Source organism: Nostoc sp. MG11 (assembly GCF_014904695.1).
Taxonomy (GTDB): domain Bacteria; phylum Cyanobacteriota; class Cyanobacteriia; order Cyanobacteriales; family Nostocaceae; genus Komarekiella.
In genome coordinates, this window is the sequence record NZ_JACXXN010000004.1 from 346,578 (window position 1) to 368,691 (window position 22,114).

Here is a 22,114-nt window from a genome sequence, read left to right on the forward strand (position 1 = left end):
GATGAAGTCATGGCTGCTTCTAGAGTTGAAGCTGTTTTAGCACAGTTGCAAGACGAAGTGAGCAACTGTGAGAAGTCCCTGCTCAAGCTCATACAGGTGAAAAAAATTATGGTTGAAAATGCACCCCTAAGCACCAAAGTCACTACAAAACAGCAACAAAACCATATTGCGATTATCGGCATGGCTTCGATATTCCCGCAATCCAAAAATTTACAGGAATATTGGGAAAAGATTGTTCAAAAAGTTGATTGTATTACTGATGTCCCTCCTTCGCGTTGGAGTGTAGAAGACTATTACGATCCCAACCCCAGAACACCTGACAAAACCTACTGCAAACGAGGCGGATTTATCCCCGAAATTGACTTTAATCCCCTGGAATTTGGGCTTCCGCCCAACATCCTGGAAGTCACGGATATTTCGCAACTGCTGGGTCTAGTTGTTGCTAAAGCAGCAATTGAAGATGCGGGTTACGGCGAATCTCGACAGTTTAATCGCCAACGCACTGGCGTGATTTTGGGTGCAGCAACAGGAAGGCAGTTGGCGGTTCCATTAGGTGCAAGATTGCAGTATCCGGTTTGGGAAAAAGCGCTCAAAAGCAGCGGCTTATCCGATGAAGATACGCAAAAAATTATCGAGAAAATCAAAAGTGCATATGTGCAATGGGAAGAAAATGCCTTCCCCGGAATGCTAGCTAACGTAGTTGCTGGACGAATTGCCAATCGCTTGGATTTAGGAGGAACTAACTGTGTAGTAGATGCCGCTTGCGCTAGTTCATTGAGTGCCCTCAAAATGGCTGTGAGTGAGCTAACCGAACATCGAGCCGATATGATGCTCACTGGCGGTGTTGACACAGACAACTCGATTTTTGCTTATATGTGTTTCAGCAAAACTCCTGCTGTTTCCCCAAGCCAGAATGTTAAACCTTTCGATGCCGAATCCGATGGGATGATGATGGGTGAAGGTGTCGGGATGTTGGTGCTGAAGCGTCTTGAGGATGCTGAGCGAGACAATGACCGAATCTATGCAGTCATTAAAGGTATTGGGACTTCCAGCGACGGTCGTTATAAAAGCATCTATGCACCGAGTTCAGAAGGTCAAGTCAAAGCCTTACGTCGTGCTTATGAAGATGCAGGATTTTCGCCTGCAAGTGTCGGTTTAGTTGAAGCACACGGCACAGGCACGATGGTGGGAGATCCAACTGAATTCTTATCTATAAAAGAGGTTTTTGGCGAAAACAATCCCAGAAAACAATATATTGCTCTAGGAACTGTCAAATCACAGATTGGACATACAAAAGCGGCCGCAGGTGCAGCGAGTCTGATCAAAACGGCTTTGGCTTTACACCACAAAGTATTGCCACCGACGATTAACATCACCAAACCGCATCCGAAACTGAAAATTGATAGTTCTCCATTTTATTTAAATACAGAAACGAGGCCTTGGATTCACGCCGATAACCAACCAAGACGTGCAGGGGTAAGTTCTTTTGGTTTTGGTGGCACAAATTATCATGTTGTCCTAGAAGAATACAAAAGCGATCGCAATCTTCCTTATCGTCGTTTACACAACAGTTCTCAGCAGGTGCTTCTATTTGCGTCAACACCTGAGAAATTGTTGTCACGCGCTCAAGAAGTCCGGCTTCAATTGCAATCCGATGCCGGGAAACAGCATTATACAGAACTGATTTCGGCGTGTAAATCTCTAGAAATTCCTCTTGCAAATGCCAGAGTTGGGTTTGTTGCTAATTCTCTGGCGCAGGCTTGTGACTTGTTGCAAATAAGTATTGACTGGCTGACAAACAAACCGCAAGCCGAATCTTGGGAGCATCCTCAAGGAATTTACTACCGCAAAACTGGGATGACGACAAAGGGTAAGGTAGTAGCGCTGTTTTCTGGACAAGGCTCGCAATACTTGGAGATGGGCCGGGAAATCTTGATCAACTTCCCTGACTTGCAGCAGATTTATACCCAGATGGACATTCTGTTGCGCCAAGATGGTTTGCACCCCCTTTCAGAAGTCGTTTTCCCGGCTCCTGTCTTCGATTCAGAGCAAAAGGCTGCTCAGTTGGAGAGATTACAACTGACAGAATATGCACAGCCTGCGATCGCAGCTTTTAGCGTTGGTTTGTACAAGATATTGCAACAAGCTGGGTTTAAGCCGGATTTTGTTGCTGGACATAGCTTCGGAGAACTGACGGCTTTGTGGGCTGCGGGCGTTTTGAGTGAAGAAGATTACTTCTTTCTGGTCAAAGCTAGGGGTCAAGCTATGGCTGCACCCCAAGATCCCCAATTTGATGCGGGAGCGATGCTGGCGGTGAAAGGGGATGTTAGTCAGGTTACAGAACTAATCAAGAATTTCCCTCAAGTTACCGTTGCTAATTTGAATTCCCATCATCAAGTAGTTTTGGCAGGAACAAAAGCTGAAATTGCCAAAGTGCAAGAAATCCTGAAAACTCAAGGGTTCTCTGCCGTTTTACTGGGAGTTTCAGCGGCTTTTCATACACCACTCGTGGCTCATGCACAGAAACCTTTTGCCAAAGCAGTTGAGAAAGTAACCTTCAAAGAGCCACAAATTCCGGTTTATACCAATGTCACAGGAAAACCTTATCCAAGCGAGCCGCAAGTTATTCAAAAAGTCCTCAAAGAACATCTGAGGAATCAGGTGTTATTTAAGCAGGAGATTGAAAATATTTATGCTGAAGGTGGTTCTTGCTTTATTGAATTTGGGCCGCGAAGTATTCTCACAAGTTTGGTAAAAGATATCTTGAGCGATCGCCCTCACATAGCTGTGGCTTTAAATGCTAATTCTTCCAAAGATAGCGATCGCACTTTCCGAGAAGCTGTTGTGCAATTGCGCGTCGCTGGCTTACTTTTGCGAAACTTCGACCCTTGTCAACTAGAAAGCCAAATCCCAGAAGTTTCCCTAAATCAGCTATTAAATGTCCGCTTAGATAGTACTAACTATGTGTCTGAAAAAACGAAGCAGTCCTTTGAAAAAGCGCTGCAAAATGGGCATAAAGTTACATTAAGCGGCAGTAACGGCAAGAAACCAACAATATTTATCGAAGATCTACCAACAACAAACTTCTTGACTACGCCAAATCCTACGGTGGAAACACTAAGTCGGTTGCCTAGTTCGGAAAACCCTGCCGTAGCGTTAGCTGACAACGGTGCTGGCTCTTCAACACGCTGGCTAACTAATCAGTTTGAACCAATGGAGAGCAAAGCAGTTAACGGTGGAGCGAAATCTGTGAACAAAAAGCAATCAGAAAAACTGGATATCAATCCTCCGCAACCAAGTTCAGACCCTTCCCAAAGAGCTATAGACAGCTTAGAGTACACTCTGATCGAGTTCAATCGTCATCAACGTAGCGTCTTGCAGGTTCACGAGCAATCTTTGAAGCATCAGACAGAATATACCAAAACCTTTTTCCAATTAATGCAGCAACAGCAATCGTTGTGGGGAAATGGTAAATTCACTGAGCAACAAGCGCAAACGCAGCAACTTGCACTTTCTAGTTCAGAGCGCAGTATCATGCGGTTTCATGACCATCAAGCTGAAACCCTGCGTGTTCATGAAGAATATCTGAACTATCAGCAGGAATATACTAAAAACTTCTTCCAATTGCTCCAACAACAGTATGAGCAGCAGCTTCTTGGTAATGTCACTAACCACCATGTTGACTGTGCGCCTTCACTGCTCCCAGAAGATCAATCTGTTTTGGTTGTAACGAGTAACGGCTTTAACACCAACTCAGAGCTAACAACTAATGGTGATGATGCAAATCATCAAGCAACAGTCCAAGAGATGATCGCACTCAAGGATCATACTGCGATCGCCACAGTAGCCACTGTAGATCAAGCCACCCTGAGTCAAACTCTGCTCAATGTCACCAACTCAGAGCTAACAACTAATAGTGATGGTGCAAATCATCAAGCAACAGTCCAAGAGATGATCGCACTCAAGGATCATACTGCGATCACTACAGTAGCCCCTGTAGATCAAGCCACCTTGAGTCAAACTCTGCTTAATATCATTAGTGATAAGACAGGCTACCCAGTCGAAATGCTCGAAATGGACATGGACATGGAGGCAGATTTAGGGATTGATTCCATCAAACGCGTGGAAATCTTAGGGGCGCTACAAGAAATCTACCCCGATTTGCCCAAGGGGAATGTAGAAGAACTGGGAGAGTTACGCACAATCGGTCAAGTTGTGGAGTATCTCCAATCCCGGACGCCAAGTTTTTCTTTGGAAGTCAAAAATTTAGCCGCCAATGAACTAGGCGAACAATCTACCCAATCTCCAATCAACAAAATCGTAGCATTCAACACAGAAACAGAAATCGCAGTAGCTAATGACGCAGACTTGAGCCAAGCCTTGTTAACCATCACCAGTGATAAAACTGGCTATCCAGTAGAGATGCTAGAGTTAGACATGGACATGGAGGCGGATTTGGGGATTGACTCCATCAAACGTGTGGAAATTTTGGGGGCGATGCAAGAAATGTACCCCAATTTACCCAAGCCAAATGTCGAAGATTTGGGAGAACTACGCACCATTGGTCAAATTGTTGATTATCTCCAACAGTTAGTTGGTGGTGAAAAAAAAAAGTCTGAGCATGAGTTTGAGCAGCAGCCACCTCAAATAATCCAGAATATCCCCCGCTGTCCAGTCAAACTCAAAACCTTACCGCCACCAGATTATTTGGATTTCAGTTTACCAGAGGGATATATCAGCTTAATCACCGATGATGGTTCCCTCACTACTTCTAAATTGGCTCATTCTCTGATTGAACAAGGCTGGAAAGTGGTGGTTTTAAGTTTCCCACAATCGCTTATCCCCCAGCGATCGCCTTTAACCGAGGGTGTGACTCGCGTAACCTTGGATAACTTAAGTGAAGAACATCTTCAAGAAAAATTAACGGCGATCGCCACTCACTACGGTGCAATTGGGGCTTTTATCCACCTACATCCTCTATTTACAACAAATCACACTGGGATAGTTCCCTATTTAGAATCAGAAAAGGCGATCGTCAAGCATGTGTTTTTGATCGCAAAACATCTCAAACAATCGTTAAATGAAGCGGCGCGTTATGGACGTAGTTGTTTCTGCACTGTAGCTCATCTTGATGGGGCTTTTGGGTTGGAATACAAAGTCAACTTTGGTGCGATCGGTGCTGGTTTATTTGGATTAACCAAAACTCTCAGATGGGAATGGCCAAAGGTATTTACGCGTGCGATCGACTTGAGTCCCGATTTAGATCCCAAGCAATCAGCACAACACATTTTTGCTGAACTTCACGACCCAAATCTTTATATTAGTGAAGTTGCTCACGGTTCACAGGGACGAGTCACCCTTATTGCTAATAACAAGCTACGTTAAAAACGTTATTAGTCATTTGTCCTTTGCAATACACATGACTAATAACAACCTTCACTGCAAATTCAATGTAGAACATCACTTCTCCAAAATAGAGCAATAAATTCAAAGAAACTAACTATTCTACTTATAACTAAACGCAAAATCGAGGTATTAAAGTGTCAGCATTCACAGGAAAAGTCGTTTTAGTGACTGGAGGAAGTTCAGGGATTGGTAGAGCTTCTGCACTAGCATTTGCCAAAGCAGGAGCAAAGGTCGTCGTTGCTGATGTGGATGTTACGGGTGGTGAAGATACAGTTAGCAAGATTGAGATAGCTAACGGGGAAGCTATTTTTGTTAAGACTGACGTTACCAAGGCGCTTGAGGTTAAGCAACTCATCAAAAAAACTGTTGAAGCTTATGGAGCGCTCAACTGTGCATTTAACAATGCTGGTATTTTGGGACATAGTAGTTCAACAGCCGCCTGTACTGAGGAAAACTGGGATCGAGTGCTCAACATCAATCTTAAGAGCGTGTGGCTGTGCATGAAATACGAGATTCCTTATATGCGAGAACAAGGCGGTGGAATCATTCTTAACATGTCTTCAATGGCAGGTTTAGGCAGTGGTTTACAACGTTTTCCTGCCTATACTGTTAGTAAACATGGCGTCATTGGACTTACTAAAACAGCTGCTTTGGAATATGCAAAAGCGGGTATCCGTATCAATGCATTATGTCCTGGATTTATCCACAATACGCCATTATTTGAAAGCCAAGTTTCTCAAAATTTTGATTTTAAAGAAGTGGCAATTAATCAAGTACCCATCGGACGTTTAGGAACCCCAGAAGAAATTGCTGAGATTGCAGTTTTTCTGTGCTCAGATAAAGCTTCTTTTATTACTGGACATGCGATGGTCGCAGATGGTGCTGGCAGTATGTCTGGACATGTAATCTTGAATAAATAATTACTGCAAGCATCTATCTATTTATTAGCAAACTATCTACTCCTGTACGAGTATTTATGGCACAAATAGCGCAACTTAGCCCATCATCTGTATTTGTCGTAAGCGGTGGTGCAAAAGGTATTACGGCTCAATGTACGATTAAATTGGCACAGCAGCAACCGTGTAAATTTATCCTCCTTGGTCGTTCTGAAGTTTTAGAAACTGAACCAGATTTTGCTCAGAATTGTTTTGAAGAATCTGTATTGAAAAAACGCATCATGGAGAATCTTCTTAGCCAAGGAGAAAAACCCACACCTATGAGTGTGCAAAAAGTCTATAACCAGATTACCTCCAGCCGCGAAATAAAAAAAACTCTCTCTTCAATTCAACAAACAGGAGCGCAAGCAGAATATATTAGCGTTGATGTTACAGATATAGCGGCTTTACAGGAGAAACTAGCTACTACTGTGAAACGTCTAGGTGCAATTACGGGAATCATCCACGGCGCGGGAAATTTAGCTGATAAGTTGATTGAAAAGAAAACTGAACAAGATTTTGAAAAAGTTTATAATGCGAAAGTTAAAGGTTTAGAAAATCTCTTGTCTTGTATTCCACCTAATCAAATTCAACATTTAATTTTATTCTCTTCAGTAACAGGTTTCTATGGGAATATTGGTCAGGCTGATTATGCGATCGCTAACGAAATTCTTAACAAATCAGCCCATTTAATCAAGCAATATTATCCACAATCTCACGTAGTGGCGATTAATTGGGGAGGATGGGATAGTGGCATGGTAACTTCAGAACTCAAAAAAGCTTTTGCCGAACGGGGGATAGATATTATCCCTGTAGAAGTTGGCACACAAATGTTAGTTAATGAACTGCATCCTGCTCATCATGCAACTACACAAGTTGTGATAGGCAATCCAATTGTTCCACCTCCTACACCGATAGATTCAGAACTGAAAATATATCAGATTCGACGACGGATCACACTCGAAGATAATCCCTTTTTGCTTAATCATGTGATTGCTGGTTATCCAGTATTACCAGCTACCTGTGCAATGTCATGGATGATGAATGCCTGTGAAGAAATGTATCCAGGCTATCAATTTTTCAGTTGTAGAGATTTCAAAGTTTTGAAGGGAATTACTTTCAATTATACCCTGGCTAACGAGCATATTTTAGAGCTAAAAGAACTTTCTAAAATAGATTCTCAAGAAATTGAATTTAAGACTACGATTTTAAGTAAAACGCCCGAAGGAAAAACCCATTATCACTTTAGTGCTTTTATTAAACTTCTGAGAAAAATACCTGCTCCACCAATTTATGATGCAGTGGATTTAACAGAAGATAAAATTATTACCAATACTGGTAAATCTTTTTATCAAAATGGAGAATCAACCTTATTTCATGGGCCAGCTTTTCAGCAAATTACCAAAGTTTTAAACATTAGTTCTGAAAAGATTACTGCGGAATGCCTTTGGACAGCAATCAAAGATCAGCAACAAGGACAGTTTCCTGTTCATTGGGTGAACCCTTATACAACTGATTTAAGTACACAACCGTTATGGATTTGGTTAAACCATTTTCATCAAGAAGTTTGTCTACCTGGACAGTTAAACAAATATGAACAATTTGCACCCATACCATGCAATGAACCTTTTTACGTTTCTTGTGAAATCAAGGCAAAAACAGATACCAGTTTAACTGCCGATTTCATTATCCATAATCTTCAAGGACAAGTATACTCACGTATTCTAGGAGCCAAAGCAGTTATTTGGCCTATGCAATCACTTAAGCGCGTAGCTGTTAATGCCTAGTAGATGAGGAGAATATAAGTAGTGGAAAAAATAGCAATTATTGGATTATCATGTCTCTTTCCTGATGCTACAAACCCTGAGCAATTTTGGCAGAATCTTGCTGAGGAAAAAGATTCCATCTCATCGGTCACTGCTGAGGAAATGGGATTAGATCCCGGCATCTTTTATGATTCACTTAAAGGACAGCCAGAAAGAATATATTCACTTAAGGGAGGGTTCGTCCGCGACTTTAAGTTTAATGCTGATGACTATAATTTGCCATCAAATTTTTTAGAAAGCCTGGATGATACATTTAAATGGTCGCTTTATGCTGCTAAACAAGCGATTGAGCAGAGTGGTTATGCAGGAAAATCTGTTCTCTCAAAATGTGGCGTTATTTTAGGGACTTTATCCTTACCAACCAAATCCTCTAATCAATTGTTAGCACCGATTTATCAGCAAACGATTCAATCTGCGATCGCAGAACTTTTACAACAAGACTTTCGTTTGCCTGCCCTACCAACCGTAGCTAAAGCGTCTCCATATAATGCTATGGTATCCGGTTTTCCCGCAGCCCTAATTGCCAAAGCTTTTGCTCTATCTAGTACCCATTTCTGTATAGATGCTGCTTGTTCTTCAGCATTTTATGCGATTAAATTAGCATCTCATTATCTTTGGTCACGCAAAGCTGATTTGATGTTAGCGGGAGCTATTAGCTGTTCAGATCCGCTGTTTTTACGGATGTTATTTTCTGGTATTCAAGGTTATCCAGAAAACGATCTCAGCCGTCCCTTAGATAAATCATCTAGAGGACTAATTACATCCGAAGGGATTGGCATGGTCATGCTAAAACGATATAATGATGCCATCAGAGATGGGGATAAAATTTTAGCAACTATCTGCGGAAATGGGCTTTCTAATGATGGCAAAGGTAAGCATCTGCTCAGCCCTAATTCTAAAGGACAAATACTAGCTTTTGAGAGAGCTTATACTGAGGCAAAACTCAGTCCAAAGGCAATTGATTATATGGAGTGTCATGCTACTGGCACTTTATTAGGAGATAGCACCGAATTCAACTCTATAGAAACTTTTTTTGGTCAACACCAAGCAGCACCTTTAGTTGGTTCTACTAAAGCCAATGTTGGTCACTTACTAGTTGCTGCCGGTATGGTGAGCTTGACTAAGACAATTTTAAGTATGTCTTATGGCGTGATTCCACCAACTATTAATGTCAGTGAACCTCTAGGTTCTGACGATAGTATAATTTCCGCCAAAAAGATTGTGAGAACTACCACAACATGGCCAAATAATACGACAACTAAACGTGCAGCATTAAGTGCTTTTGGCTTTGGTGGAACCAACTCCCATTTAATTCTTGAACAAGGAAACATAGTAAAATGAGTCTTGAACAAGAAAGCATCAGCACAATAGCTGAACCTATGCCACTAGCCAAAATTGTGATCATTGGCATGGATGCCTTTTTTGGCGAATGTAATGGATTAGATGCTTTTGAACGTAGTATTTATGATGGCAAACAGCATTTTATTCCTCTGCCACCTCAAAGATGGTATGGCATAGAACAGCAAGAAAACTTACTCACAGAGTACGGTTTGGCAGATGGAAAAGCACCCGTAGGGGCATATATCACAGATTTTGAAATTGATACTTTAGCTTACAAAATCCCCCCGAATGAAATAGAAAAACTCAACCCACAACAATTATTACTGCTGAAGGTTGCCGATCGCGCCTTGAAAGATGCGAACATTCAAGAAGGGGAAAATGTCGCAGTTATTATTGCCGCTGAGACAGAATTTTCTGTTCACCAGTTACAGCAAAGATGGAATTCTTCTTGGCAGATCAAAGATGGACTGAATGCTGCAAACATTGATTTGCCTGTGGATAAAGTTGCTAAGCTAGAAACTATTGTCAAAGATAGTATCCATCATCAAGTAGATATTGGTGAATATCTGAGTTACATCGCCAATATCATGGCGAGCCGGATTTCTGCTCTATGGAATTTCACCGGGCCGGCATTTACTGTAACTGCTGTGGAAACTTCCGCCTTCAAAGCGTTGGAAGTGGCACAAATGCTACTGACTACTGGGGAAGTCGATGCTGTGGTTGTTGGTGCTGTCGATTTGGCAGGAGGCGTGGAAAATGTCTTGCTGCGAAACCAATTTGCAAAAGTTAATACTGGTGTTAATACCTTAAGTTATGACCAGAAAGCGAATGGGTGGATGATTGGCGAAGGTGCAGGCGCCGTCGTCCTGAAGCGTTACGAAACTGCCCAACAAAACGGCGATGGCTCCGGCGGTGGCTCCGTCAGCGTCTCCGCGAACACCTCCAGCGATCGCATTTATGCAGTCATTGATGCCATTAGTTTTGGGCAAGCTCATTCCACCTCAACAGATGCGGAAACTGTCAACGAAGTCTGCAATCAAGCTTTCCAGATGGCAGGTATTCACCCCACAGAGGTGAACTATGTAGAAGTTTGCGGTAGCGGCATTCCTCAAGAAGATGCAGCCGAAATCACAGGTTTGCTTCAAGCTTATCCCCCACAGGGAAATGATTTGTACTGTGCGCTGGGTAGTGTCAAAGCCAATATTGGTCATACTTATGTGGCTTCAGGAATTGCTAGCCTGATCAAAACCGCTCTCTGTCTCTATTACAGATATATTCCTGCGACTCCCAACTGGTCTGGCGTCAAAACACCAGAACTTTGGCAAGGCAGTCCTTTTTATGTTGCTACGGACTCAAGATCTTGGTTGTTTGGTAAGGACGGTATCAAGAGAATCGCAGCAATTAATGGTATGGGATGTGATGGGACTTATGCCCATTTAATTTTGTCAGAAGAATCCAACCAACAAGAGCGCAGCAGCAGATATTTGCAGCAAACACCTTATTATCTTTTTCCCATAGCAGCTAATGAGCGCTCAAATTTATTAGAGGCTTTGGATAATCTCCAACAAAACATCGAAAACAGTTCTGCTTTATCAACTACTGCTAGCCAGACATTTGTTACCTTTCAAAAGTGTTTACAGACAAAATATACCCTAGCGATCGCGGGACGTAATAAGCAAGAATTAGTTAAAGAAATTGCATCTGCGCGTAAGGGTGTCAATAGCGCTTTTGAGCGAAACGCAGACTGGCAAACACCCATAGGGAGTTATTTCACAGCTAAACCACTAGGTAAAACTGGAGGATTAGCTTACGTTTATCCAGCCGCAGTCAATTCATATATCGGCATTGGTCAAAATCTCTTCCGTTTATTTCCGAAAGTCTTCGATGACCCGCTATTTAATAGTCTAGCTAACCGCGCCACCAAAATTCATCAGCGACTTTATCCCCGAAGTTTGCAGAAATTGTCACCCAGACAGATGGAAACTCTCGAACAGCAATTGCTAGATGATTCCCTATCAATGTTTGAAACGGAAATAGCTTATTCTCGACTCATTACTACAATTATTCGAGATGATTTCCAAGTCAAACCACAATGTGTGTTTGGCTATAGCCTGGGTGAAACTAGCATGATGGTTGCTCAAGGAGTTTGGAGTAATTTTCATGGTGGGAGTAATAGCTTAAACTCATCCTCACTGTTTGGAGATAAGTTATCTGGCCCGAAACATGCTGTGCGTGAGTATTGGGGATTGACAGATACACCAGATTCACAAGACAACGATTTTTGGAGTATCTATGTTCTCATGGCCACTCCATCCCAAGTCAGAGAATGTATTAAATCTGAGAATCGTGTCTATTTAACTCAGATCAGTACACCAGAAGAAGTCTTAATTGCTGGTGAAACAGCAGCGTGTCAGAGAGTAATTGAAACTTTAGGTTGCAATGCTTTTCCGGCTCCTTTCGACCATGTGATTCATTGTGAGCCGATGCGATCGCAGTACGATGAGTTGGTAAAATTAAACAATTTACCATCTAAAAATATCCCAAATATCGTCTTTTATTCCGCAGGTGATTATCAACCTATCACACTCGATAGTGAAGCGATCGCTCACAGTATTGCAAAAACCCAGTGTGAACAACTTGATTTTCCACGATTAGTTAACCGCGTCTATGCGGATGGTGCGCGAATATTTCTGGAAGCCGGCGCTGGTAGTGTTTGTTCTCGATGGATTGATCAAATCCTCATAAATAAAGAACACATCACAGTATCCTTAAATCGCAAAGGTGTGGACGACCATACTTCTATTGTCAAAGCATTAGCAAAACTCCTCAGCCATCAAGTTGAATTGGACTTATCGCCACTTTACAGTTTCACAGAAGAAACTGCTAATCAAAGTACAACAACTCTCAAAACTGTTAACTTGGGTGGCAACTCAATTACTGCCACAATCTTGAGTGAAGAAAACCGCAAATTTTTTCAAAATCAAGCTGGTATCATGCATAAACCTGCTGAACACACGCCTATTTTTAGAGAGTTGGAAATCATTAATTATCTTCAAACTCCAACTATTCTCAACAACGATTATTGTGATCCAAAAGAACAGTTACAAACTTCAAAATCAAATGTCAACCAACAAAAAGTTACTCAAAGCCTTCAGGATCCTGTTAATGTATCTAACTATTTTAGTTATACAGGCTCCTTATCCAATTTTAATAAGTCTCAGTTTCAAAAATTGATTGTCAATAATTGCAGTACAAGTAAAGCTCACGCTGCTTTTTTAGAAGCTAGACAAGAATCTAGCAAGCAACTGAGTGCAATCATCCAATTACAATTATCTACTGTCCAAAATTTGCTTAATCAATAAGTCATAGCTTATTGAATTTGCATATTTATAGAACTTACGCACACTTTATGAATTCTCGGTGTTCTTCTCTACGTTCGCGCAGCGTGTCGCAGACAGACGCTGCGCGAACGATAAATTAAGCTTTTTGGCAACTTTTGCGTAAGTCCTGATTTAGATAAGAGGTAATGAAAAGTTTTTTATTTTCTTCGTTACCACTTTCCTAAATTGAAAAATAGGCAAGTCTATAAAGACAAAGGTGCATATTGTTTTGAATTTAAAGCAGTTCATAGTGACTCCTTATCATTCGAGGTCTGGCTATTATGCAAACTATAGACACAGTACTCAACAAACACGTTAATAGTCTGGGATTTTCTGCTTATTACTATAGGAAAAACCAAGTTTGGAAAGGTTCTTTAGAATCTATATCTTTTGAGCAATCAGCCATCAAAGAGAAATTGATGGTATTAGATAAACCTTGCTACATCGTGAAAGTTGCCGGAAAAATTGGTGTTACCAACGAAGGATATTTATCTCCAGTTGATAACGGCACAACATTACAAGTAGAACTGCTGACATTTGTCCCACCAATTCGTATTCAACAGCTAGGTGATCCTAATTTTCTCTCATTTCATGGCGTCAAATATGCCTACGTCACTGGCGCAATGGCTGGCGGTATTGCTTCTGAAGAAATGGTTATTGCACTTGGTAAAGAGCAAGTTCTCAGTTCCTTTGGCGCAGGTGGTTTAACTCCAGACCGTTTAGAAGCAGCTATTAATCGCATTCAACAAGCTTTACCTCAAGGCCCTTATGCTTTTAATTTAATTCATAGTCCCAACGAACCTGTAATTGAACGGCGTGCGGTAGGTTTATACCTCAAATATCAAGTCAGAACTGTAGAAGCTTCAGCATTTCTCGACTTAACTCCTAACATCGTCTACTACCGTGCTGCTGGACTTAGTTTAAATGACGCCAATCAAATTGAAATCAAAAATAAAGTCATTGCTAAAATTTCTCGCCGAGAAGTAGCGACTAAATTTCTCCAACCAGCACCAGCTAGAATTCTTAAGGAACTTGTTGAGCAAAGACTAATTACTGAGTTACAAGCAACTCTTGCAGCCAAAGTTCCGATGGCTGATGATATTACTGTCGAAGCTGATTCTGGCGGTCATACAGACAATCGTCCCTTGGTTTGTTTGTTACCTTCTATTATTGCTTTGCGTGATGAAATTCAGGAAAAATATCATTACGAAACACCCGTTAGAGTTGGCGTAGCAGGAGGGATTGCTACACCACAATCAGCCTTAGCAGCCTTTATGATGGGTGCTGCTTATGTGGTAACTGGCTCCATTAATCAGTCATGCATTGAATCTGGAGCTTCTCAATATACCAAACAATTGCTGGCTCAAGCCGAGATGACTGATGTAATGATGGCTCCAGCCGCAGATATGTTTGAAATGGGGGTGAAACTTCAAGTACTAAAAAAAGGAACTCTCTTTCCTCTCCGAGCACAAAAACTGTTTGATTTATACAAAACCTATGACTCGATAGAAGACATTCCTATCCAGGAAAGAGAGAAGTTAGAAAAACAAATTTTTAGAAATAGTCTAGAAGCAGTCTGGCAAGAAACAGTTAATTATTTGTCCCAGCGCAACCCCGATAAATTAATCAAAGCAGCCAGTAACTCCAAACTAAAAATGGCTTTAATTTTCCGCTGGTATCTCGGATTATCTTCTCGCTGGTCTAATTCTGGTGAAAAAGGTCGAGAAATTGATTATCAAATCTGGTGTGGCCCTGCAATAGGCAGCTTTAATGACTGGGTAAGAGGTTCTTATTTATCTGAGCCAAATAATCGTCGCGTGGTTGATGTTGCTCACCACATCATGACTGGAGCCGGATATTTGTACCGAATACAAAGTTTGAGAATTCAAGGATTACAAACTCCGGATTACTACAACCAGTATTTACCCATGATTTCCAGTAATTTACTAGATAAAGATTGAGGTTTTAAAATTCAGCAACGCTAAAAATATTTATCTAAGAAGTCTAATAAAACTATTTCAAAGGAAAAATAATGACTGACAACAGAAGGCTGGGTCGCCTTGAGCAAGCTATGGAAATTTTAAATAGGCGTGCTAAAACTTGGAATATACTGACTATTAGCCGCATCAAGGGAGCACTCAGCGAAGAAATTATTAAACAGGCTTTAGACATAGTTCAGTGTCGTCAGTCTCGTCTGAATTCTCAGATTGTCTGTTTTAATAATCGTCTCTACTTTCAAAGCGATGGAACAGCAAAGATTGCTTTGCGCGTTGTAAATAATTTAGAGGCTCAACAGTGGCAAGAAGTCGTTTGTGAGGAGATGAATGAGGAAATTGATAGTAGTAAAGGTCTGCTGCGAGTGGTACTTGTTCATGTCTTGAGTGAGAAGCATATCTGTTACTTAATTACAACAGTACACCATGCGATCGCAGATGGTTTATCATGCATTCAACTTCACTCAGAAATCTTGACTTATTGTCAAAAAATTGTGTCTGGCGAAGCCATTAACCCAGTTACTAAGTTAGCTCCACTCCCACCTACCGAAGAACTATTACCTGAAGAGACGAAGGGTTTCAAAGGTAAGATAAGTAGCCTGCGCTTTTTATTGCGGCTGACGGTTCAAAAGATTTGGCATCGACCAAAAACATTAGGTTTTGAAAAGTACGTACCCATTGCACAACGTCGTTGTAATCTTATTCACAGACAACTTGACCCAGAGTTAACCCAACAGTTTGTAAATCGTTGTCGCCAAGAAAATACGACAGTAAATAGTGCTTTATGTACTGCATTGATGTTTACAGTAGCGAGAAAAATAACTAAAGTTAATAGAAAAGATGTACGAGTAAGTTGCTTGTCATATTTTGATTTAAGGAGACATATTCAATCTGTAATTAGTGATGAGCAAATGGGTGTATTGGCTTCGTCCATGATGGGCTTTTACACCATACAGAAAAATACTTCCTTCTGGGAATTAGCTAGACAGGTAAAACAAAAGCTGGAAGCTGGTACAAAGCAAGGTGATATCTTCAACATGGCGTTAATTGCCAAGCATCTCATCAATTTTTGTTTCATACAACCCAAAGAAGTCGCAGCCACGGTATCTGTCTCCAATGTTGGCAAAGTAAATATTCCCAAAGTTTACGGTGAATTTGAACTAGAAGAAATCAGTTTTGCTGGCTCACATTCTTTATATGCAGGTATGTTTATTACCCATGCTTCAACTTTTCAGGGAAAAATGCTGTTGAATTTCGTGTTTTCTGAGCCTTCAATTAGTCTAGATATGATGGAGAGTCTTGTAAACAATGTAATGTCCTGCATCTTTGATGTTTGTAATTTGAATTTTAATCTTAGTTTTACATACGATATGTGTATTTCTTAATCAGCCATACTATCAAACATCGTCTAACATCTGTTCTTTTCGAGGTGCGTAAATGAGCAATTTTATTCCTAATTCAACTGCAAAACCATCTTACACGGCTGAAGAAATTCAAGCTTGGCTAGTCTCTCATATTTCTGAATTGCTGAAAGTTAATCCCGATGAGATAGATATTACAGAGCCTTTGGATAGCTACGGCTTGGATTCAGTTCAGGGGATGCTCTTGGCTGCTCAAACAGGAAAGTTATTGGGGTTTCAATTGTCTCCCTTGGTGCTGTGGCATTACCCTACTATTGAATTACTTTCCCAACGATTAGCCGAAGAATTTCAAGCTTCAGAATCAGAAATATTTGAGATATAGTCTTTAATTAAAACTATGAATACAACCGAAATCGTGAATAGTCTTAGACAACAAGGCGTAGATATTTGGGTTGAGAACGAAACATTAAATATTCGTTCTCCCAAAGGAGTAATAACACAAGATATCCAGGCACAACTAGTTGCACATAAGTCAGAAATTTTAGAATTTCTGCGGTGCGATCGCAATCTTAATAGTTCTTCTCTTGTGCCACTTGCCCAGGGTTTAAGCTTGCAAACAATTGGTCGTTTAATTGGAGAAGTAGGCGATGAATTAAATCCAGAGTTCAAGCAACCGATTATTGACCCAAAACTAATGGCTCAAAGGTTAACTGTCACCTTTAGACCTCTACAAAAGGGATACAAAAATACCGAAGTTATCAAATTTAGAGCCGAACTAGAACATAAATTCCATGACTATGGGGTGAAAGTTACACCTTGGGAACAAGCTACAAAAGAGTTTTCTTATGATATTAAGATACCATTTATTAACTTGAAGCAAAGCATCAAAACTAGAGTAGTTAAAACTGGGGTTAATGCTGTAATTGATGTTGATAGACCACCTTCTGTGAGAAGTCGCGCAGAAACATTTGCAGCCGAAAAGCTGTATCAACTTTATTCTCGCTTTATTTTGAAAGACCGCAAAATATCGGTTTCAGGAATCGCTCGCTTAATTGGTTGGGCTGAAGAGTGTGCAGCTAAATATGTTGAAGATCCCACGAATACTCAGATAATTATCCTTACAGATTTAGATCAAGAGTTTGTTAATTCGCAAACTCCCTATCAACAGAAGATCAAGATTGGATTAAATACTCTGATCAGAACGTTTTCAGAAATTGTGATTGGAGTTTCTGATTCTCAGTTTTCAATTTTAAATATGAATCTGTCTGATTCTGTGTTCTCTCGCAATGAAATAGACAATTTTGTCTTAAAATCACTCATTCCTAAAGTCTATGTCCCCATATTACCTCTGCCACTAAGCAAATTTAAATTAGGAAAATTCAATCCTCAAGAATCAATCTATGCCAAAAATTTAATTGCATTGAGTAATCATTTAGCAGACACAAATTTATTTCCTCCTGGTTCAAAGCTAAGTGAGGTAATTAAAAGACAGTCTCATAGAGATATTGTTAATGTCATCGTCAATGGTAGAACTGGTGTTTCTTACGGCTTTGTAGCTTACGCAGAGCCACCACATTATATAGGCGAAATTGAAATAACTGAGACGAATTGGGATAGCCTAGATCCTGTTGCAGGATTTCTTATTGATCAAGTCCGCCAAAATGCTACAGGTAGACGATATTTAAAAACTAAGATAGGCGCAGAATATAAATTTAAACAAATTCCTGATATTTGGATTTTAAGCGCTCGCTCCGGCTCAAATAAAACAAACTTGAGTCTTGAGAATGATATCCTCAGAATTGGTTTGACAAACAGATTATTACTAGAGTTACCGCAGAAAGTTGACCCTCAAATAGTAGATGTCAAGCCTTCGTATGATGTTTATGTAATGCTTGCCATTAGTCTTAGCGCTGCTTTGTACACACCGGAATTAATTAAAAATGGCGCACCAATTGTTCATTTCCACGGTTATCCAGTATTTGACTGGTTTAAACCTAATGAATACTGCGTTGGAGTACATAACCCTTCAGTCCCTTGTGGAACTTATGAATCAGGAGTATTCAACTTTCTGGGTATTGCCAGCTTGGCAAAGCAACAGGTAAAAAATCATGCTTTAGTTAGTTTGGTAGAACCAGATCATGGCACAAATTTCATCGCTCATGATTTGGGTTATCTAGTCGAAAGATTGAAAACTGGGTGTGCAGATGGGCAAATTGAACTAGGTGGAAAACATTTTGCTTCTTTGAAAGCAAAAGTAGGTAAAGACGAAATTTAAGCGTAGAACAATTCGTCTTTATCATGCTGAATTTCTCAACCAAGTTTAGTTATTAAGTTTTATGAACCTCTCACAAAAAAAGCTTTTGATATCGGGAACTAGTGGGTTTATTGGCTTGCGGTCTGCTGAGTTAGCCTTAGCTCAAGGGATGGAAGTTCGTGGGCTGCAACATTGCACAGATGAAGCTGAAAAAGCTCAAAAACTGGGTGTTGAGGTGATTTTGGGCAGCATTACTGATCCTGCTATTGCTCAAAAGGCTTGTCAGGGAGTGGACATTGTTTTGCATACGGCTGACATGGCCAATCAAAGTGCATCACTTGAGCATTTTCGTGAGGTAAATGTAGGTGGTACTGTCAACATGGCTAAAGCCGCCAAAAATGCTGGTGTCAAGACCTTTGTGCATCTTTCCAGTGTAATGGTCTATGGTTTCAACTATGGCGATCGCATCACAGAATTAGGGCCGTTATCTGGTGAAAATAATCCCTACTGTCAAACGAAAATAGAAGCTGAAGAAGCCATTTTACAACTGAATGCCCCACCAGATTTTGGGATTATCATCATCAGACCAGGTGATGTTTACGGACCAGGGAGCATTCCTTGGGTAGTCCAACCGATTCTCTTGATGCGCCAAAAATTATTTTTCTATGCCAATGATGGACGAGGAGTCATCAATCATATATATGTAGACAACCTGATTGATGCCATATTTTTGGCTATAGAAAAAGAAACCTACGGTGAAATCTTTAATATTACTGACGGACAAGAAACTTCTTGGAAAGAGTATTTCACACGCTTAGCAGAAATGGCAGGTGTACCTGTACCTAATTCTCTGCCAAAAGAAGAACTTAAAGTTTTGGCGCAATTACGCTACCAGGGACGGAAACTTTTTGGAAAAAAGGCTGATATTTTGCCTGAGTCCATAGATTTTATCTCTCGTCCCTATGCTTATTCCATTGCTAAAGCAGAAACAATTTTGGGCTATAAACCCAAAATTGATCTGAAAGAGGGAATGCAGCGCACACAGGAATGGCTGCAAAAAACCGATATCCGAAAATTAATTGAGTTGCAGTAATTGACCATGAGAACAATGAAATCCAAATATAGCTTTTCCTAGTCTCCTGAGATAGAGTAACAGCTACTTCATAACGTACTTCACTAGATCGAGAAAAGTTACACCACATTCTTGGAAACCAATAAGTCATGAGTAATTTTGTCATACCATCGCTAGAAGCTTCAAAGAGTCCTGCCTCCACATGGGGAATTGTAGAACGTCTTGTCCCCAACCAGATGGCGAATGATCCGGCAAGTTTAAGGATGATTGAAATCCATTTTCGACGCTATGAGACTGCATCTCACTACGTAAAAGGCAAAAAGGTTCTGGATATTGCATGTGGTGCCGGATATGGTAGCCAAATGCTTCACCTTGCAGGCGCAACTACTGTAGTCGGGGTCGATGTGTCCTCCCAAACTATAGAATATGCCAAGCAAAACTATCAGACACCCAGCATAGAGTTTATCTGTGCTGATGCAGAAGAGTTTGAATGGTCGGAGCGTTTCGATGTTGTTGCCTCATTCGAGACAATAGAACACCTAAATCATCCTAGTAAGTTCCTTAAACGTATCCATAATATCTTGGCTCCCGATGGTATATTGCTGCTCTCTGTACCACTGGGTGAGACACGCCATATGGATCCATACCACCTTCATGCTTTTACTCAGGAACAGGTGTTTGCTCTACTTGAAAAGATCGGATTTTCAGTAGATTACTACCGTTGCGATCAGTGTTTTTTGACTCGCGGTGATCTGCTTCGCTTAGGAAAGTTATATCCAGAGACTGCCCCATCAATTAGGGAACTATTGTTTAGCCGCAGAGGATGGCAGGTCATTCACGACTTTATCCTGCGCGGCGGTTTTGACATCCCCCAACTCTTGGTTACTGCCCGCAAGAGTAACAGCTCGATGGTTGAGTAACAACAGACCATCAGGACTTACGCAAAATTATGATTTCAAAATTTAACTTCTTACTGGGATTCTAAAATTTTCTGGCATCAAAAGCATCTAAAAGTTTTTGTAGAGAGGGTAAATACATCAATAGAGATGAAAGCGCCTCAAACCTACTTAAAAAAATGAAAAAGGCTCAATAAATGTAAAACCCTTGCCCTATTTGGAATTGCAGCGATTTGAATTTTAGTTTCTAACAAAGTCCTATTAAGTTCCGTGTTTCCATACTTTTCTTTTGGATAAGGTTTCAGGTTTTATGAAAAAACAACCTCTTCGCATTGCGATTTTTACAGCAGCATATGCTCCGTTCTTGTCGGGGATTTCTAGAGGAGTACACCAACGGGTTTGTTGGTTGCTACAACAAGGGCATGAAGTTTTGCTCATCCACCCTGAAATTAATGACCTATACCCCGAAGAAGTTCACAAGCGTCCTATGCGAGAGATGGAGGAAGCTCTGTCTTTCCCCAACTTTTCTGCTTATGCTTACCCAACCAAGCCATTCATTTTCTATAAGTCTCTCCCCGAACCATTGCATAATAAGCATTGGAGCGATACTCAGTTGCTCTTGAATTTCAAGCCTAACATTGTGGTGGTTGAAGAAGCGCCAGCAATGATGGGTTGCTACTCTCTTTTCTTACAAGGTTATGGTCGCCCCATTGGAACCGAATATGCAAAGCAAACACGTACCCCAATAATATCGATGTTCCATACCGATATTGTTGCCTACATTCGATATTATCTAGGGCATTGGCTCTACAGCTTGATTCATCCTATCATTCCAGCTTTAATCAAGCAGTTAAGTGAGGCTTATGATGTCAATTACTTTTCTTCCAGAGAACAGCTTACTAAGTACAAGCAGATGAAAGCCCAACGCACAGAATATCTTGCTTATCAAGGGGTCGATTGCGATAAATTTCATCCCCGAAACATTAGCTATGATCCTATTCCGAACGACCACCGACCGACCCTGCTGTTTGTCGGACGAATTTGTGCGGAAAAGAATGTTAATCAGCTACTAGATGCATTTCCGATTATCGCTGCCCAAATTCCTGATGTTCATCTGGTCATAGTTGGTAGCGGCCCTCTAGATGAGAAGATCCGGCAGTGTGCCCAAAGGTTTGGATCTGGTATTACAATTTGGGGTGAGTCCCACGGCACAGAACTTCTGGGATGGTTTGCACGAGCAGACGTATTTGTGAATCCCTCCGTCACCGAAAACTTTTGCACCACAACTAACGAATCCCTGGCTTCTGGAACCCCTGTGGTTGCTACCCTTTCACCCTCAACCTCGGAGCATATATTCCCCGGCCATAACGGTTTTCTGGCTGAACCTAATAATCCAAAAGATTTCGCCCAAAAGGTGATTACAATTCTCAAAAATCCTTACCTGAAAGCAGAATTGACTCGCCATGCTCGCCCCTCAATATTGGAATTTAATTGGTCGGCGTGTATGGAAAAATTTGAAAACATACTCTACCAGCATGCTGGAGTATTGAAGAGATTAGAGGTGAAAGGTAGTAGAACAGTATCGATTCGGTAGGCGAAGAGTAAATGTATTGAGCTTTTTTACATTTAACTTGCACTTTTTGCAGCCT

At 40.9% G+C, this 22,114-nt stretch carries 11 protein-coding genes and 1 pseudogene; all 12 read left to right on the forward strand.

The genetic code is table 11. The features are described from left to right. Positions 1 to 9: 9 nt before the first annotated feature. Positions 10 to 5,364 (forward strand): annotated as a pseudogene (locus HCR01_RS08830) (beta-ketoacyl synthase N-terminal-like domain-containing protein); the annotation flags it as partial. Positions 5,365 to 5,540: 176 nt separating this feature from the next. Continuing rightward, positions 5,541 to 6,326, forward strand: a complete 786-nt coding sequence (locus HCR01_RS08835) for a glucose 1-dehydrogenase (protein ID WP_193195841.1) — start codon at positions 5,541 to 5,543, stop codon at positions 6,324 to 6,326. A gap of 56 nt (positions 6,327 to 6,382) precedes the next feature. Beyond that, the gene (locus HCR01_RS08840) at positions 6,383 to 8,128 is read left to right on the forward strand and encodes an SDR family NAD(P)-dependent oxidoreductase (RefSeq protein ID WP_193195842.1); all 1,746 of its coding nucleotides are present in this window, start codon (positions 6,383 to 6,385) and stop codon (positions 8,126 to 8,128) included. A gap of 21 nt (positions 8,129 to 8,149) precedes the next feature. Continuing rightward, positions 8,150 to 9,508: a polyketide synthase gene (locus HCR01_RS08845; protein ID WP_193195843.1), complete on the forward strand. Its 1,359-nt coding sequence runs from the start codon at positions 8,150 to 8,152 to the stop codon at positions 9,506 to 9,508. Further along, a complete protein-coding gene (locus HCR01_RS08850) occupies positions 9,505 to 12,870 on the forward strand; it encodes a PfaB family protein (RefSeq protein ID WP_226889211.1) in 3,366 nt (1,121 codons plus the stop codon). The genes HCR01_RS08845 and HCR01_RS08850 overlap by 4 nt, the downstream gene beginning before the upstream one ends. 299 nt (positions 12,871 to 13,169) lie before the next feature. Continuing rightward, entirely contained in the window at positions 13,170 to 14,849 is a 1,680-nt protein-coding gene (locus HCR01_RS08855; RefSeq protein ID WP_193195844.1) for a PfaD family polyunsaturated fatty acid/polyketide biosynthesis protein, read from the forward strand. A 71-nt stretch (positions 14,850 to 14,920) separates the two neighbouring features. After that, positions 14,921 to 16,267 (forward strand): phthiocerol/phthiodiolone dimycocerosyl transferase family protein, encoded by a 1,347-nt coding sequence (locus HCR01_RS08860; RefSeq protein WP_193195845.1) that lies wholly within the window; start codon positions 14,921 to 14,923, stop codon positions 16,265 to 16,267. A 52-nt stretch (positions 16,268 to 16,319) separates the two neighbouring features. Continuing rightward, on the forward strand, positions 16,320 to 16,625 hold the full coding sequence (locus tag HCR01_RS08865; protein ID WP_193195846.1) for a phosphopantetheine-binding protein: 306 nt from the start codon (positions 16,320 to 16,322) through the stop codon (positions 16,623 to 16,625). 15 nt (positions 16,626 to 16,640) lie between these two features. Then, positions 16,641 to 18,518, forward strand: coding sequence for a hypothetical protein (locus HCR01_RS08870; protein ID WP_193195847.1), 1,878 nt, complete (start codon positions 16,641 to 16,643; stop codon positions 18,516 to 18,518). 61 nt (positions 18,519 to 18,579) lie between these two features. Continuing rightward, on the forward strand, positions 18,580 to 19,590 hold the full coding sequence (locus HCR01_RS08875) for an NAD-dependent epimerase/dehydratase family protein (RefSeq protein WP_193195848.1): 1,011 nt from the start codon (positions 18,580 to 18,582) through the stop codon (positions 19,588 to 19,590). Between the two features lie 215 nt (positions 19,591 to 19,805). Continuing rightward, on the forward strand, positions 19,806 to 20,489 hold the full coding sequence (locus tag HCR01_RS08880) for a class I SAM-dependent methyltransferase (RefSeq protein ID WP_226889227.1): 684 nt from the start codon (positions 19,806 to 19,808) through the stop codon (positions 20,487 to 20,489). Positions 20,490 to 20,775: 286 nt separating this feature from the next. Next, complete coding sequence (locus HCR01_RS08885) at positions 20,776 to 22,059, forward strand: glycosyltransferase (RefSeq protein WP_193195850.1); 1,284 nt, start codon at positions 20,776 to 20,778, stop codon at positions 22,057 to 22,059. The last annotated feature ends 55 nt before the right edge of the window (positions 22,060 to 22,114 follow it).

What these genes read in the sequence shown, in the direction of transcription:
- HCR01_RS08840 (WP_193195842.1), top strand. Translation starts at nt 6,383, where the DNA reads ATGGCACAAATAGCGCAACTTAGCCCATCATCTGTATTTGTCGTAAGC.
- HCR01_RS08865 (WP_193195846.1), top strand. Translation starts at nt 16,320, where the DNA reads ATGAGCAATTTTATTCCTAATTCAACTGCAAAACCATCTTACACGGCT.
- HCR01_RS08885 (WP_193195850.1), top strand. Translation starts at nt 20,776, where the DNA reads ATGAAAAAACAACCTCTTCGCATTGCGATTTTTACAGCAGCATATGCT.
- HCR01_RS08875 (WP_193195848.1), top strand. Translation starts at nt 18,580, where the DNA reads ATGAACCTCTCACAAAAAAAGCTTTTGATATCGGGAACTAGTGGGTTT.
- HCR01_RS08860 (WP_193195845.1), top strand. Translation starts at nt 14,921, where the DNA reads ATGACTGACAACAGAAGGCTGGGTCGCCTTGAGCAAGCTATGGAAATT.
- HCR01_RS08870 (WP_193195847.1), top strand. Translation starts at nt 16,641, where the DNA reads ATGAATACAACCGAAATCGTGAATAGTCTTAGACAACAAGGCGTAGAT.
- HCR01_RS08880 (WP_226889227.1), top strand. Translation starts at nt 19,806, where the DNA reads ATGGCGAATGATCCGGCAAGTTTAAGGATGATTGAAATCCATTTTCGA.
- HCR01_RS08855 (WP_193195844.1), top strand. Translation starts at nt 13,170, where the DNA reads ATGCAAACTATAGACACAGTACTCAACAAACACGTTAATAGTCTGGGA.
- HCR01_RS08850 (WP_226889211.1), top strand. Translation starts at nt 9,505, where the DNA reads ATGAGTCTTGAACAAGAAAGCATCAGCACAATAGCTGAACCTATGCCA.